General features: G+C 59.7%; 15 protein-coding genes. 3 read left to right on the top strand and 12 right to left on the bottom strand.

All coding sequences use genetic code 11. The annotated features are described in order from the left end of the window. The first annotated feature begins 251 nt into the window (after positions 1–251). The 3 genes from ACVWXD_RS12570 (at position 252) to ACVWXD_RS12580 (ending at position 1,172) form a co-directional block, all read left to right on the top strand. The gene (locus tag ACVWXD_RS12570) at positions 252–518 is read left to right on the top strand and encodes a hypothetical protein (protein WP_163033237.1); all 267 of its coding nucleotides are present in this window, start codon (positions 252–254) and stop codon (positions 516–518) included. 114 nt (positions 519–632) lie between these two features. After that, complete coding sequence (locus ACVWXD_RS12575; RefSeq protein ID WP_032885791.1) at positions 633–863, top strand: hypothetical protein; 231 nt, start codon at positions 633–635, stop codon at positions 861–863. Between the two features lie 72 nt (positions 864–935). Then, on the top strand, positions 936–1,172 hold the full coding sequence (locus ACVWXD_RS12580) for a DUF2789 domain-containing protein (protein ID WP_032885790.1): 237 nt from the start codon (positions 936–938) through the stop codon (positions 1,170–1,172). Positions 1,173–1,229: 57 nt separating this feature from the next. On the opposite strand, the gene ACVWXD_RS12585 is transcribed toward ACVWXD_RS12580, so the two are convergent. The 12 genes from ACVWXD_RS12585 to iolE all read right to left on the bottom strand — a co-directional run bounded on the left by ACVWXD_RS12585 (position 1,230) and on the right by iolE (position 14,438). Next, on the bottom strand, positions 1,230–2,912 hold the full coding sequence (locus ACVWXD_RS12585; protein ID WP_447095570.1) for a methyl-accepting chemotaxis protein: 1,683 nt from the start codon (positions 2,910–2,912) through the stop codon (positions 1,230–1,232). A gap of 96 nt (positions 2,913–3,008) precedes the next feature. Beyond that, positions 3,009–3,413, bottom strand: a complete 405-nt coding sequence (locus ACVWXD_RS12590; RefSeq protein ID WP_010564800.1) for a TraR/DksA family transcriptional regulator — start codon at positions 3,411–3,413, stop codon at positions 3,009–3,011. Positions 3,414–3,794: 381 nt separating this feature from the next. Next, positions 3,795–4,817: an ABC transporter permease gene (locus ACVWXD_RS12595; RefSeq protein WP_032885788.1), complete on the bottom strand. Its 1,023-nt coding sequence runs from the start codon at positions 4,815–4,817 to the stop codon at positions 3,795–3,797. Positions 4,818–4,875: 58 nt separating this feature from the next. Next, entirely contained in the window at positions 4,876–6,429 is a 1,554-nt protein-coding gene (locus ACVWXD_RS12600) for a sugar ABC transporter ATP-binding protein (RefSeq protein ID WP_457371080.1), read from the bottom strand. 65 nt (positions 6,430–6,494) lie between these two features. Beyond that, positions 6,495–7,430: a sugar ABC transporter substrate-binding protein gene (locus tag ACVWXD_RS12605; protein ID WP_122754346.1), complete on the bottom strand. Its 936-nt coding sequence runs from the start codon at positions 7,428–7,430 to the stop codon at positions 6,495–6,497. Positions 7,431–7,478: 48 nt separating this feature from the next. Beyond that, the gene (locus ACVWXD_RS12610) at positions 7,479–7,655 is read right to left on the bottom strand and encodes a hypothetical protein (RefSeq protein WP_163033238.1); all 177 of its coding nucleotides are present in this window, start codon (positions 7,653–7,655) and stop codon (positions 7,479–7,481) included. A gap of 128 nt (positions 7,656–7,783) precedes the next feature. Next, positions 7,784–8,812, bottom strand: a complete 1,029-nt coding sequence (locus ACVWXD_RS12615) for a Gfo/Idh/MocA family protein (protein ID WP_095185947.1) — start codon at positions 8,810–8,812, stop codon at positions 7,784–7,786. A gap of 135 nt (positions 8,813–8,947) precedes the next feature. Beyond that, the gene (locus ACVWXD_RS12620) at positions 8,948–9,958 is read right to left on the bottom strand and encodes a Gfo/Idh/MocA family protein (protein ID WP_032885784.1); all 1,011 of its coding nucleotides are present in this window, start codon (positions 9,956–9,958) and stop codon (positions 8,948–8,950) included. 19 nt (positions 9,959–9,977) lie between these two features. After that, positions 9,978–11,909, bottom strand: a complete 1,932-nt coding sequence (iolD, locus tag ACVWXD_RS12625; RefSeq protein WP_260367271.1) for a 3D-(3,5/4)-trihydroxycyclohexane-1,2-dione acylhydrolase (decyclizing) — start codon at positions 11,907–11,909, stop codon at positions 9,978–9,980. A gap of 10 nt (positions 11,910–11,919) precedes the next feature. Next, a complete protein-coding gene (locus ACVWXD_RS12630; RefSeq protein WP_095185950.1) occupies positions 11,920–12,735 on the bottom strand; it encodes a TIM barrel protein in 816 nt (271 codons plus the stop codon). A gap of 24 nt (positions 12,736–12,759) precedes the next feature. Continuing rightward, a complete protein-coding gene (gene iolB, locus ACVWXD_RS12635) occupies positions 12,760–13,548 on the bottom strand; it encodes a 5-deoxy-glucuronate isomerase (protein WP_122681417.1) in 789 nt (262 codons plus the stop codon). Next, positions 13,545–14,438: a myo-inosose-2 dehydratase gene (gene iolE, locus ACVWXD_RS12640; protein WP_181644242.1), complete on the bottom strand. Its 894-nt coding sequence runs from the start codon at positions 14,436–14,438 to the stop codon at positions 13,545–13,547. The genes iolB and iolE overlap by 4 nt, the downstream gene beginning before the upstream one ends. Positions 14,439–14,543: the final 105 nt, after the last annotated feature.

Raw genomic sequence — 14,543 nt, forward strand, 5'->3', positions numbered from 1 at the left:
CGATGGGCCTCATGCAAGGTCATCGCGAATCGCAGGAGATCACAGGTTCAATAACCAGAGAATACTGGTCGACCCGCTTCAGAAAATAACACTATTAAAAACGCAGTTTCCGACAGCGTATACAAACAAAAAAAGCCTCGGCGTGGAACCAGACGCCAACTGCCGACGACAATACTAAAACAGCAACACAGGTTAAAACCACCTGTAACGCTGCTGCTGGGTCAACAAAGATCGATCGACAGGAGCTGACCATGCAACGACGCCAATACAACGCTATGCCTTCCAGCACTCGTTCATCATGGCAGGACGAACATCCATACTACTGCTTGCACAGTCCCAACGGGTACCCTCAATCAGTTCTTTACCAAGTAGTACCCGCCGGAAGAAACTTCTTTCATATCCGCGAAGTGACCAGCGGCAGGATCAAAGGCTTTCGCAGCGACCACATCGAGGCCTGTGAACTGGCCAAGCGGCTGGAGGCCTCCCTGCTCGGGGGGATCGTTTCGTCACCCGGATGACTTTACTGCGCCGCCACCCCTCAACAACTGCCATACTGGCCTGTCCATTGAAATTGGCCCCGTTCGGGTCAGGTTTCATCAGTGCAGTTGGTTACCTCGAAGGGAAGGCTATACGTGACGGAATTTGATATTGGCGAATTTTTCATCCACGGCGACGCAAGGGAAGTAGACGGTGAGTTTCAAGCAGTGATCGTGATGCGCGCCAAGCCACCGTTGACCACTGTCACCACGCATCAGGTGGAAAAGGACCGTTGGTTCAAGACGCTGGATTCCGCCGCCATCGCTGGAAAAGAATCCGCCCAGGCGCTCAAGACTGCGGTGGATTCAGGCGCGCTGACCTCCTGACAATCCGATCGAACTCTACCGCGCCACAAGCCTCCCATGCATAACCATCCAGAAACCTGCAGGGAGAACGATATGGACGCGCCAATACCTACACTCGAAACGTTATTCGAACAACTGGGCCTGGACTCGTCGCCGCAAGCCATCGACGCCTTCATTGTCGCGCACCCGCTGAGTGACGACGTGAAGTTGATCGACGCACCGTTCTGGACGCCGCAACAGGCTCAGTTTCTGAAGGAAGAACTGCGTGAAGACGCTGACTGGGCCATCCCCGTAGATGAGCTCAACCAGCGCCTGCATCAACCGCAGTAACCCACTCGACGCAGGCGGCCTGCGGCTCGCAGCCGCTTGCCCTACCTGTAACCGTGCCTAACGCACAGCCTTCGCCGCCTCCGGCTTATAGCCCAGACGCAAGCCACCCCAATGCCGCCCACGGACCATGATAGGTACCGACAAATCGTGCATCAACTCGCCGGTATCGCGGGTGTAGGTCTGCAACAACACCGCTTGTTGATGGCTGCCGCAACGAATCCCGGTGCGGTCGTCGAACTTGCGCTTGGTCCGATTCTGCACCGCGTCGACTTGGGTATCACCGGTCAGCGCCTGGGAAAACGCGTTGTTGTGGGTCGGCACATAGCCTTGGGGCGTGCAGGCAATCGCAAACACTAACCCTTCGTGACGTGGCAGCAGCGCTTCCTGAATCGCCGGCAACACTTGGTCGGTATAACCGTCGAACCGCGTGTGGTACTTGCTCGGGCTGGTTTTGGGGATCAGCGTGTAGCTGCGGTCGAACAGGTCGTCCAGGCTGATGCGGTTTTGCTGCACATCCGCCTCGAACTGCTCGGCAATGCGGCCAGCCCCCTCCCGCGCCAGGTCGTAGACACGCTGGTGATAGTCATCGAGCCCGACCTCGGCGAGGCGTTCGCTGATGGTTTCCGCCTGCCCTTCCATTTGCACGGCGGCGTCGGCCAATTGGCGGGTTTGCTGGTCGCTTATATCCAGGTCGCTGCGCATCTGTTCAACGGCGTGGAACAAACTGTCGAGTTGGGCGCGGTTGGTGTCGGCGCCCTGGGCGATCTCATTGACCTGCCCTTCCACATCCGCCGCCAGGCTGGCGATGCTGTGCAGTTGTTCGCCAGCCTGCTCCACCTGCTCGACACCGGTGTGCAAGTCCGCCGACAACTGGCGAATCTGCTCCACCACCTGAGCCGTTCGCTGCTGGATATCCGCCACCATCAACCCAACTTCATCGGTGGCGGTGGCCGTACGACCGGCCAGGCCACGCACTTCGTCCGCCACCACGGCAAACCCGCGCCCATGCTCGCCCGCCCGCGCCGCTTCAATGGCGGCGTTAAGCGCCAGCAGGTTGGTCTGGCTGGCGATGGACTGGATCACCAGGGTGACGCGCTGGATTTCTTCGCTGCGCTGGCTCAAGGCCTCGATCAACTCGCGGCTGGCATTGGCACGTTGGCTGAGCTGGTGCATGCGGATGATCGACTGGGCCAGAACTTCACGACCTTCGGTGCTGCGCTGATGGGCTTGGCTGGCAGCATCCAAAGCCTCGCGGCTCAGTTGGGAAGTGACTTTTTCGGTGCCGATCATCACTTCGGCACTGCTGACAATCTGCTTGGCGGCGCTCAATTGCGATTGCACGCGCGCAGCCAGCTGCTTGACCGAATACGCCACTCCGGCGGCGGACAGTGCGTTATGGCTGGTGGTATAGGACAGGTCGCGGGTCAGCTCGCCTATCGCATCGACGGCGGCAGACTGCTCGATCACAGGCTTGGGACTTTTCAGGCGGGGCAACCAGATGACCAGCAAGGCCAGTGGCAGGCAGAGGTACAGCGGCAGGCTGGCATAAGCAAGGCCCAGCAGTACCAGCACCAGGGCAGTGCTCTGCAAGAGCGGCATCAACCAGCCGGGCAACCCGCGCACCACCGCTTGGGGTGGCACTGCTGCGCCCATCAGAGTTCCGTCTCCAGCCATCTTCATTACCCCACTGCTTGTCGTTATTGTGTCTGCATTTAACGCCACTATCGGGCCATTATCCATGGGCCTTTAGTGGGGTGGGCTGCAGCAGATCAATAGACGGGCGTAACGGGGGTCTTTCTCTGGGGAACCGCGCGGGCGGCCCCCAGCTTCACCGCATCAGGCTTGGCGCTGATGCTTGTCGATCTGCTCGTGGCGCTCTTGCGCTTCGATGCAGTACTTGGTGGTCGGGCTGATCAACAGGCGCTTGAGGCCGATAGGCTCACCGCTGTCATCGCACCAGCCAAAGGAATCTTCCTTGATGCGTTCCAGTGCACGCTCAAGCTGCGGCAGCATGCGCTGGTCGCGGTCGATGGCGTTTACCAGCCAGGTGCGCTCTTCTTCAACGGAAGCGGCGTCGGCCGGGTCAGCCGGAGTGTCCAGGCTTTCAATGGCGATACGGTTCTGTTCAATGCGCTCGTGGTGCTCCACTTTCATGTCTTGCAGCAATTGCTCAAAAAAAGCGTGCTGTTCGGCATTCATGTAGTCATCCGCCGGCATGGCCAGCAACTTTTCCTTTGTCATTGATTTCTCTATAAAAAATACGTGCATTAAGGCGAATAAGGGAGCGTTCCGGCCGACCTCTGCAGGTCTCGGAAGGGCGCCATCCATTCCAAGCGCCACCCGGCACTCAATTTACGAGGGGCGGCAGTCTAAGGCCGACTTGAGGGCGCAGCAACTGAAAAGACAGGCATTTTTACCGATACAACCCCAAAAGGCACCAGGACGGGCTTGGCGAATGGTTATCGGAGTGCGTTTATAGCAAGAAATTCAGTGTTGTGGAGCTATATAGAAGACAAACGGTTGAAACAGACTGTTGATGATTAAATGTGGGAGGTGCGGTGCGACGATTCGACTTGCCCTCAGTCGAATCGTCGCACCGCACCTCCCACATTTTGTACCGCGTCAGCGTTTGAGTTTGCGTTTGTTGCGGTACTGGTCGATCACCACCGCCACCACGATGATCAAGCCTTTGATGATGTCCTGGATATACGCATCCACCCCCACAAAGGTAAACCCGCTGGCCATCACCCCAAGGATAAGCGCGCCGATCACCGTACCGGTAATACGCCCTACCCCGCCCGCCAGGCTGGTGCCGCCGATGACCGCTGCCGCAATCGCGTCCAGCTCATAAGACATGCCCATGCCCGCCTGACCCGTGGCGGCGCGTGCCGAAGCCACCACACCTGCCAGGCCTGCCAGGAGGCCGGCGATGCTGTAGACGATGATCAGGTGACGCTTGACGTTGATCCCCGAGGTCCGCGCCGCCTGCATGTTGCCGCCGATGGCGTAGGTGTACTTGCCGTACTTGGTGTAGCGCAGGGCGATATGGAAGATTACCGCCACCACCAGGAAGATGATCACCGGCATCGCGCCATGACCAATAGCCGTGTACGAGTCCGAGAGCATGCTCACCGGCTGGCCTTCCGTGTAATAACGCGCCAGACCACGGGCCGAAACCATCATGCCCAGTGTCGCGATAAACGGCGGGATACCGGTGACAGCAATGATGCTGCCGTTGATCGCCCCTGCCAGCAGCCCCACACCCAGCCCCATCGCCACCGGAATCCACACGGGCAGATCGGTCAGCGACGGGAACACCGCCCGGGAAAAGTCAGAAGTCTGAGCCAAACTGGCGGCAATCATCGCCGACAGCGCCAGCACCGAGCCCGAAGACAGGTCGATCCCCGTTGTGATGATTACCTGCGTCACCCCGATGGCCAGCAGGCCGATGATCGATACTTGCAGGATCATCAGCACCAGCCGCTGGGAGTTCATCAAAAAGCTCTGGTCACGCACGATCCAGCCGAACAACTCAAACACCAGCCCGATGCCGATCAGCACCAGGAAGATACTCAGCTCGGTGGGCAGTCGCCGCCGGTTCTTGACCGGTGCCGTGGCAGGCTTGTTGTCTGTTATCGCGTTCATAGCCAATCACCTTCTTATTCTATGGTGCGGGCCAACCGCAGGCCCGCACGGCTGTTCGTCAGTGGACTACGGTCATACCGGAGGCCAACTGCATGACTTTTTCCTGGGTCGCATCCGCACGGTCCAGGGTGCCCATCAGTTCACCCTCGTGCATCACCATCACCCGGTCGCTCATGCCCAGCACTTCAGGCAGCTCCGAGGAAATCATGATCACCGCCATGCCTTCGCTGGCGAGGAAGGAGATCAGGCGATAAATCTCGGCCTTGGCACCGACGTCGATGCCTCGGGTCGGCTCATCCAGGATCAGCAACCGCGGATTGGTCATCAACCACCGGGCGAGCAAGGCTTTCTGCTGATTGCCACCGGATAAGGTGTCGATGCACTGCTCAAGAGACGGGGTTTTCACCCGCAGCTTCTTGCACATGTCTTCGCACAGCGCACGCAGGGCTTTCTGCTGGATAAAACCGTTACCCGAATAGTGCGGCAGTACCGCCATCTCCATGTTTTCCAGCACCGACAGGCACGGGAACAGGCCGCTGAGCTTGCGGTCCTCAGTCAGCAGCGCAAAGCCTTTCTCGATGGCCATGTGCGGATCGGTAATGCGTACCGGCGCGCCATCCAGGGTGATCTGCCCGCTGCTGCTTGGGGTGATGCCAAAGATGGTTTCCGCCACGTTGGTACGGCCCGAGCCCATCAACCCGGCAATACCGAGGATCTCGCCAGCATGCAGGTCGAAGGAGACGTCCTTGAACACGCCATCCAGGGTCAAGTCGCGCACCGACATCAGCAACTCGCCGATAGGCGTCTCGCGCACCGGGAACAGCTGGCTCAGCTCGCGCCCCACCATCATCGAGATCAAGCTGTCGCTGTTCATGCTGTCGGCACGTTGCAGGCCGATGTAATGGCCGTCGCGGAACACCGCCACTTCATCGGCGATGGCAAACACTTCGTTCATTTTGTGCGTGATGTAGACGATGCCTTTGCCCTGCGACTTGAGGTCGGCAATGATCGAAAACAGGTGGGCCACTTCCTTTTCGGTAATGGCCGAAGTCGGCTCATCCATGATCAGGATGTCGGAGTCGTAGGACACGGCCTTGGCAATCTCGACCATCTGCCGTTCGGCGATGCTCAGGTTACCCACGTGTTCCTCGGGGTCCAGGTTGATACGCAGGCGCGCCAGCAACTCGGTGGTGCAGCGGTGCATTTCGCGGTGGTTGACCATGTGCAGGCTGTTGAGCTGCTCGCGGCCGATCCAGATGTTTTCGGCGATGCTCATATGGGGCATCAGGTTGAGTTCCTGGTGGATCATCGCGATCCCGGCTTTCTGGGCCGCCAGGGGTGTTTCAAAGACGATGGGCTTGCCGCGCAGACGGATTTCGCCAGCATCCGGCTGATAGATACCGGCGATGATTTTCATCAAGGTCGATTTACCCGCACCGTTCTCGCCCATCAGCGCCAGCACTGTGCCGGGGCGCACACGCAGTTGTACGTCGGCCAAGGCGACGACGCCGGGAAAGCCTTTGCTGATGTTGACGATTTCCAGCAGGTAGGGTTCTTCCTGCGCCAGCGGCTGGATACCGGGAGGCTGCGAGACAACGGCTTGAGCGAGCATAGGGAGGTACTCCATCAGCAGGGCGGGCACGACCGCCCTGCCGGTTCATTGTTGTTATGTCTGGGCTACTTGAACTTGGCGACGTTTTCCGGAGTGATCAGTTGGAACGGGATGATCACGTTCTGCTCGACCGGCTCTTTCTTGGCCATCTTGCGCGCCGCTTCCACCGAGCCCACCGCCTGGCCCTTGGCGTCCTGGAACGCGGAGGCGGCCATGTCACCCTTGGTGATCGCATTCAAGCCGTCCGGCGTACCGTCGACCCCCGCGATCAGCACACTGCCTTTTTCCTTGCCGGCCGATTTCAAGGCCATGGATGCGCCGATCGCCATCTCATCGTTGTTGGCCAACACAGCATTGAACTCGCGGCCTTGGGTCAGCCAGTCGTTGACCAGGGTCATGCCTTTGTCCCGCAGCCAGATACCGGTCTGCTCCTGTTCGATCTTGATGTCCGGGTACTTGGCCAACACTTCCTTCACGCCCTTGGTGCGATTGGTGGTGGAGTTGTTCGCCAGGTCGCCCAGCAGGATCACGATCTTGCCCTTGCCGCCGAGTTTTTCAGCGATGTACTGCATTTGCAGCTTGCCGGCCTCGACGTCATCGGAGGTCACGGCCACTACGTCCTTGGGCAGGTCTTTCTGGTCCGGACGGCGGTTGACGAACACCAGCGGGATGCCCGCCTTGGTCGCGGCGTTGATGATGTTTTTGGTGGAAGCCGTGTCGACCGGGTTGACGATGATGGCGTCGACTTTCTGACTGATAAAGTTCTCGACCTGGCTCAGTTGCTTGACCACATCGGCGCGGGCGTCTTCGAACTGCAACTGCACGCCGTCGCCCTTGGGATAGGACTTGGCTTGCTTATCCATGTCTTCGCGCAGGTAAGTGAGGAAGGTGTCATCGAACGCGGACATGCTCACGCCGACCTTGATGTCGGCGGCGCTGGCAAAACCGCTGGCCAGCATCATGGATAAAGCCAGCGCGGTAAAACGGATCGGGGTCTTCATGAACGGTCTGTCTCCACTTTCTTGTTGGTTTTTTGGACGTTGCGTTTATCAGAGCTCGGCGGGCAGTCGAACGACCGGGGCGCCAGGAATGCAGCAGACCAGCGCGCCTTGGTTTTCGACGCACAGCACATTAAGGAAGGAGAAGTAGAACGGCCGGGCGCGGGGCAGACCGCGGGGCGTGTGGGCAGGGCGTAAAACTCGCAGTACAGCGTTGAAGATTTTCATCTGACGGTACCTGGTTGTTTTTGATCTTGTTTTTGTTGAGTCGCCGGGGTCGAGCCCAAGACGTACTTTATGCAACCTGGAAAAGACTTTATTGGAAAATAATTTCCATATCAACCTGTTTTAGAATTTTATTCTATTTTTGTTGAAACCACCTGCTGACGCTCGGCGCTCAGGCGTGCGGCGTCCAATATACGGGTGGTTTCCAGCGCGTCATAGGCATCTACCGGCAAGGGTCCCTGCCCTTGCACGGCCGCTTGCAGTTGCCGGTAAAACTGCGTCCAGCAGCCCTTTTCTGAAGGCACCCGTTCACGCTCATCACCTTGCTCAAACCAGCCCCAGCGGCGGTGCTCCTCGGCGCCCCAGTGCTCGCCTTCGGTTTTCGGCGATTTGCCCGCCATCAGCGCTTCTTCCTGGCCATCCAGCCCGTCCACCGTGTAACAACCCAAGGTGCCACTCACCCGAAAGCGCGGGGCCTGGCTGTTTTGCAGGGCGTTGCCCCACAGATGGGAAATAACTCCGTTGGCATGGGTCAGGGAGATGAAGAAACCGTGGTCGACGCTGGGGTGTTCGGCGGTGTAGTGCAATTGTGCGAACACCCGGTCCACCGGGCCAAACAATTGCAGCGCCTGGTCCACCAGATGACTGCCCAGATCACGCAGCCAACCCCCGCCACTGGCATTGCCCACCGCTTGAGGGCTGAAGCGTTCCACGCGGGATTCGAAACGAGTGATGGTGCCCAGTGCACCGGCGTCGATGAGCTTGCGCAAGGTCAGGTAATCCGAGTCCCAGCGCCGGTTCTGGTAGACGCTGAGCAACACTTCATGGCGTTCGGCAGCGGTGATCAGCGCCTGGGCCTGTTCGGCGTTGGCGGCAAAGGGTTTGTCGCTGACCACCGCCACACCGTGTTCGATGGCTTCCAGCACCAGCGCCGGGCGGCCCTTGAGGGTGGTGGAAATGACCAGCGCATCGACACCGGCTTCGACGATCTGGCCAATGCTGTCAAAGGCCTTCACACCTGGAAGATCAGTACTTAATTGCTGGCGCCGCTCTGGTGAGCGCGTCACCACGCCGACAAACGTCGCACCCGGCAAAGTCGCAATCAGCGGCGCATGAAAAAAGCGCCCTCCGTGGCCGTAGCCGACTAGTCCGATTCGCATGATCAACTCCTGAGTTGAATTGGAAACCCAATCAACTGTGGGAGGGGGCTTGCCCCCGATAGCGGTGGATCAGAAACAAATTTATTGCTGACCCACTGCTATCGGGGGCAAGCCCCCTCCCACATTGACCGAGTGTTAGCCGTAGAAGTGCGGACGATCCGGCAAGCTCACCTTCACAATCTGCTCACTGCCCTGCGCCTCAATACACGCATCCGCTGCCACCGCCGCCGCAAACCCATCCCACGCCGACGGCCCACCGACCTGCCCAGCGCGCACGCTATCAATGAAGGCCTGCAACTCCACGTCATAGGCACCGATAAAACGGTCCTTCCAGTCCATCAAAATTGCGTTCGACAGTTTGGCACCGCTGCGCAATTGCACTTGTGAAGGCTCCGGCAATTTGGCGATGCCGGTCTCCCCTACCACTTCGCACTGGATGTCGTAGCCGTACTGGCAGTTCACAAACACTTCCACATCGATACGGGTGCCCTTGGCGGTTTCCAACAGCACGATCTGCGGGTCACGCAGGTGGGCCAAGGCCTTGCTGGTCTTGCGCGGGAACACCACTTGCACTGATACGTAGTCGTCGTTGAGCAACCAGCGCAGCACGTCCAACTCGTGGATCAGGGTGTCGGTGATCGCCATATCGGTCTTGTAGTTCTCGCCCACCGTCGGGTTGCGGTGCGCGCAATGCAGCATCAGCGGCTCGCCGATCTGGCCGCTGTCGATCACGGCCTTGAGGGCGCGATAGCCTTCGTCATACGGGCGCATGAAGCCCACCTGCACCAGGCGCTTGCCGTGGGCCACTTCGGCCTCGACGATCTTGCGGCAGCCTTCGGCAGTCACCGCCAGGGGCTTTTCACAGAACACCGGCTTGCCGGCGGCGATGGCCGCGAGCACGAATTCTTCATGGCTCGGGCCCCACGAGGTCACCAGCACCGCTTCCACCTGCGGCGAGTTGATCAGCGCGTGGCCGTCCGGATACACCTCGGCGTCCAGCTTCAACTCCGCAACCACCTTGGCGGCCTGCTCAAGGTTGATATCGGTCACCGCCACCACCTGGCTGTTGAGCAAGGTCTGGCTGCAACGACGAATATGGTCGCGGCCAATGGCGCCGGTACCGATCACTCCAAGCTTCAAAGACATACAAACACTCCTCTTGTTATTAGTACTGCCGGGCCTTCGCCAGGTGTTCATTGAGTTTTTTCGCCGCTGCGTTGGTGCGCTCACTGGTGGAAACCTGCGCCACGCCTACCCGCCACCACGACAGGTAGCCGTGGATCATGGTCTTGGGCAGCACTTTGATGTCGATCAGGGTCGAGACGGTTTGCGTGCGCGCATCGGCCAGAGCCGCTTCAAGCTGCTCCACGGTGCTGACCTTGTAGGTCTTGCAGCCGTAGGCCGCCGCACTCATGGCGAAATCCACCGGCACCAGCGCGCCGTCGAGCTTGCCGCTCTCGGGGTTGCGGTAGCGGAATTCGGTACCGAAGCTGTCCATGCCATTGCCGATCTGCAGGTTGTTGATGCAGCCGAAGGCCATGTTGTCCAGCAGCACTACGTTGATCTTGCGTCGCTCCTGGATGGAGGTGGCCAGCTCCGAGTGCAGCATCATGTAGGAGCCATCGCCGACCAGCGCGTAGACCTCTTTGGTCGGCTCGGCCAGCTTCACGCCCAGCGCAGCATTGATCTCGTAGCCCATGCACGAGTAGCCGTATTCGACGTGGTAGGTGTTGACGCCCTTGCTGCGCCAGGCGCGCTGCAAGTCGCCAGGCAAACTGCCGGCGGCGGCCACGATGATCGCGTCATCGGCCAGGGTTTGATTGAGCACGCCGAGTACGCGACTTTGGGTCAGGCACGAGCCAGTCAGCTCGATAAATTCGCGCAGTACAGCGCGGTCCAGGTGGTCATCGACCTCAGGCACAAAGTCATCACCCTGGTATTCCACCTGGTGCACACGGTCCACTTCGGCGTCCAACTGCGCCTTGGCCTCACTGATCTGCGAGCCCCAACCGGAGCGATAATCGCCGAGGGCATCGGCCAGCGCTTGCAGGGCCAATTTGGCATCGGCCAACACCTGCACGCCGTCCAGCTTCAAGGCGTCGGCGGGGCTGATATTCAAGTTGAGAAACGTCACCTCGCCATGTTTGAACAGTGACTTGGATGAGGTGGTGAAGTCGGTATAGCGGGTACCGATACCGATAATCAAGTCGGCCTCTGGCGCCAGCAGGTTGGCGGCCAGGCAGCCGGTTTCACCGATACCGCCCACGTTCAGCGGATGGCTTGAGACCACTGCACTTTTGCCCGCCTGGGTTTCAGCGAACGGAATATCAAAACGCTCGGCAAACGCCTGCAACGCAGCATTCGCGCCGGAGTACTTTACGCCGCCGCCACAGATAATCAGCGGCTTGCGCTTGCCTCGGAAAGCCGCCAACGCATCGCCAATCATCGAGGCGGTGGCCGGACGGCGGTCGATACGGTGCACGCGTTTTTGCAAGAAATAATCAGGGTAGTCCCAGGCTTCGGCCTGCACATCCTGAGGCAGCGCCAGGGTTACCGCGCCGGTTTCAGCAGGGTCAGTGAGCACGCGCATGGCGTGAATTGCGGCGGTCATCAGTTGCTCAGGACGGTTGATACGGTCCCAGTATTTGCTCACCGAGCGGAACGCGTCGTTGGTACTGATGCTCAGGTCGTGGAACTGCTCGATCTGTTGCAACACCGGGTCGGGCTGGCGGCTGGCGTAGACATCACCGGGCAACAGCAGCAACGGGATACGGTTGGCGGTGGCGGTCGCCGCAGCGGTCAGCATATTCGCCGCGCCAGGGCCGACAGAGGCGGTGCACGCGTAGATCTTGCGGCGCAGGTGCTGCTTGGCAAAACCGATGGCGGCGTGGGCCATGCCCTGCTCGTTGCGGCCCTGGTGCACCACCAAATCGCCGCTGTCCTGCTCCAGCGCCTGGCCGAGGCCCAACACATTGCCGTGGCCGAAAATGGTAAACACGCCGGCGACAAACTTGCTCTGCACGCCATCAACTTCGATGTATTGGTTATCCAGGAACTTCACCAGGGCCTGGGCCATGGTCAGTCGTGTTGTGGTCATGTCGCGCCCCTTAACGATTTTGCAGGTGGGCGATGCTTGCCCCCAACGCCTGCTGTATATCCGCCAACTCATGCACGCTTGTGGCAAATGGCTCGAACGACAGGTAGCCGCTGTAACCGGTGCTGAGCAACGTGTCGATCTGTGCGGCATTGCCGAGGATGTCGCCCTCGCCGACCAGCACGCGGTGGCCGTCGCGGATCGAGTTGAGCGGCGCCTCGGCATCTTCCACGCCGGAGATATGCACCAGGCCGGTCAACTCCGGGAAGAACTCATGTTCATTGGCCAAGTGGTGGTGGAAGGTGTCGTGCACCACGCGGAACACATCCAGGCCGCCAATGGACTTGATTGCGTCCACCGCCACACGCTTGCGGCGCAGGGCAGACTCTTCGAAGCCCAGGGGTTCGACGAAACCGAGAATCCCGTACTCGCGCAGGATCGGCGCCAGCTCACTCAATGCAGTGCGCAAACCGGCGGCGCGCTGGGCATCGTTGCGCGTGTCGCCCGGTTCATTGAGCGGGCACATCACCAGGCCTTGGGCGCCGCATTCACGGGCGTAGGTAGCGAGTTTGATCGCCTGGGCGCGGCGCTCGTCGTTCCACACATCAAAGGGGTACAGCGCGTTGATCGACAGCACCGTAATGCCCTGCACCGCGCATAACTCACGCACGCGACTGGCCGGGGTGCCGTATTCGATTTCACGGTTTTTGAGGTCATTGCGAATTTCGATGGCATCGCACTGGAGCGCGGCCGCCAATTGGATGAAATCCGGCAGGGACAGGTTGGGCGCGACCATGCGGTTCAGGGCAAAGCGTAGAGGCGACTTCATTGTTGTTCTCCGTCTAGAACCGTTTTAAAGGTCAAGCAGCCAACTGTGCTGCGGGTCGTTGTGGAAATGCCAGGCGCGTTTGGGGCCGGCCATGACGTTCAGGTAATAAGACTCGTAGCCGTACGGCACACTGACCGGGTGATAGCCCTTGGGCACCACCACCAAGTCACTGTTTTCCACGGCCATGGCTTGGTCGATGCTGCGGTCGTCGGTGTAGACCCGCTGGAACACAAAACCCTGGGGCGGGTTGATCTGGTGGTAGTAGGTCTCTTCCAGAAAGCTTTGGTGCGGCAGATCGTCGGTGTCGTGCTTGTGCGGCGGGTAGCTCGACGAATGACCCGACGGCGTGCGTACTTCCACCACCAGCAGCGAATGGGCCGGTGAGGTGTCGGGCAGGATGTCGCACACGTAACGGGTGTTGGCGCCTTTGCCACGTACGCTGCGCTTGCAGTCTTGCGGGCGGATCAGGCGCGGTTCGTAACCGCCGGCACCGGGAGCAGCGCAGACGGCAATTTGTACGTCGCTCAAGGCGGTGACCTGGGCATCGGTGCCCGGCGGCAGGTAGGCGGCGAACGGGGACTTTTCTTCGAACACTGACTGGCGATCACCAAGGTTCTGCCAGTTGAAGCCCTCGCCGTCGATATTCACCCGACCGCTGAGCAGCACCAGGCACAGCTCTTTATCGCCGGCGCTGACCGGCAGGGTTTCACCGAGACTCAGACGGTAGGCTTTGAACCCTACGTATTCCAGACGCCCCTCTTCCAAGGCAACCATGGTTTGTCCGCGTTTGTTGCTTTTGACCAACAGACTCATTGTCCAACCCTCTCAGTGAGAAGAGCACGCAAGGTGTCATAGCCCTTTTTCGCGTAGATATAACTGGGCGCCACTGCCGGATCCTGCTCGGCTTCCACCACCAGCCAACCTTCGTATTTGGCGGCCAGCAGCACATCGAGCAACTCGGCAAAATCGATATCGCCATCGCCGGGCACGGTGAAAGTGCCGTTGACGATGCAGTCGGGGAAGCTCCACATCTGGTTGCGCGCCAGCTGCACCACCGGTTTGCGCACGTCCTTGAAATGCACGTGGCACACGCGGTCAATGTGTTTGCGCAGCACGTCGAGGGGTTCGCCGCCGCCCATGTAGCAGTGGCCCGAATCGAACAGCAGGCCGACTTCCGGCCCGGTGCGGCGCATCAACTCGTCGATGTCTTGCGGGGATTCGACGTACGCGCCCATGTGGTGGTGGTACGCCAGTCGCACGCCTTGGGACAAAGTAAAACGCGCTAACTCAGTGAGCTTGTCGGCGTATTCCCGCCAGGCCAGTTCGCTATGAAAGCGCGGGCGTTCGATCAGGCGAATGCGCGAGCCCTGGATCGAATCGGCCACCTCGCCGTACACCAGCACCTTGGCGCCGTTTTGTTTCAGCAGTTCGACGTGGCCGGCAATGGCTTCGATTTCTTCAGCCACCGAGCGGCGCGCCAGACGGCTGGAATACCAGCCGGAGACCAGCGCCAAGTCATAGGGGCGCAATACGTCGCCGACGCCCTTGGCATCCTTGGGGAATTTGCCGTTAAGTTCGAAACCTTCGTAGCCGATTTCCTTACCTTCGCTCAGGGCAGTGCTCAGCGGAGTTTCACCGCCGAGGGCCGGAAGGTCGTCGTTGCTCCAAGAGATCGGGTTGATGCCAATTCGGATTGCGGGCATGGCTGCACCTTTATTATTTTCAGGTATCACTGAGATCTGCTTTATGCGGGAGGGGCTTGCCCCCAATAGCGGTAGTTCAGTTACAGAAGTGTTGTCTGACACTCA

It is taken from the genome of Pseudomonas sp. TE3911 (genome assembly GCF_054062775.1).

Coding starts and splice junctions, on each gene's coding strand:
- ACVWXD_RS12570 (WP_163033237.1), top strand. CDS start 252: ATGCAACGACGCCAATACAACGCTATGCCTTCCAGCACTCGTTCATCA.
- ACVWXD_RS12580 (WP_032885790.1), top strand. CDS start 936: ATGGACGCGCCAATACCTACACTCGAAACGTTATTCGAACAACTGGGC.
- ACVWXD_RS12585 (WP_447095570.1), bottom strand. CDS start 2,912: ATGGATAATGGCCCGATAGTGGCGTTAAATGCAGACACAATAACGACA.
- ACVWXD_RS12590 (WP_010564800.1), bottom strand. CDS start 3,413: ATGACAAAGGAAAAGTTGCTGGCCATGCCGGCGGATGACTACATGAAT.
- ACVWXD_RS12595 (WP_032885788.1), bottom strand. CDS start 4,817: ATGAACGCGATAACAGACAACAAGCCTGCCACGGCACCGGTCAAGAAC.
- ACVWXD_RS12600 (WP_457371080.1), bottom strand. CDS start 6,429: ATGCTCGCTCAAGCCGTTGTCTCGCAGCCTCCCGGTATCCAGCCGCTG.
- ACVWXD_RS12605 (WP_122754346.1), bottom strand. CDS start 7,430: ATGAAGACCCCGATCCGTTTTACCGCGCTGGCTTTATCCATGATGCTG.
- ACVWXD_RS12610 (WP_163033238.1), bottom strand. CDS start 7,655: ATGAAAATCTTCAACGCTGTACTGCGAGTTTTACGCCCTGCCCACACG.
- ACVWXD_RS12615 (WP_095185947.1), bottom strand. CDS start 8,812: ATGCGAATCGGACTAGTCGGCTACGGCCACGGAGGGCGCTTTTTTCAT.
- ACVWXD_RS12620 (WP_032885784.1), bottom strand. CDS start 9,958: ATGTCTTTGAAGCTTGGAGTGATCGGTACCGGCGCCATTGGCCGCGAC.
- iolD (WP_260367271.1), bottom strand. CDS start 11,909: ATGACCACAACACGACTGACCATGGCCCAGGCCCTGGTGAAGTTCCTG.
- ACVWXD_RS12630 (WP_095185950.1), bottom strand. CDS start 12,735: ATGAAGTCGCCTCTACGCTTTGCCCTGAACCGCATGGTCGCGCCCAAC.
- iolB (WP_122681417.1), bottom strand. CDS start 13,548: ATGAGTCTGTTGGTCAAAAGCAACAAACGCGGACAAACCATGGTTGCC.
- iolE (WP_181644242.1), bottom strand. CDS start 14,438: ATGCCCGCAATCCGAATTGGCATCAACCCGATCTCTTGGAGCAACGAC.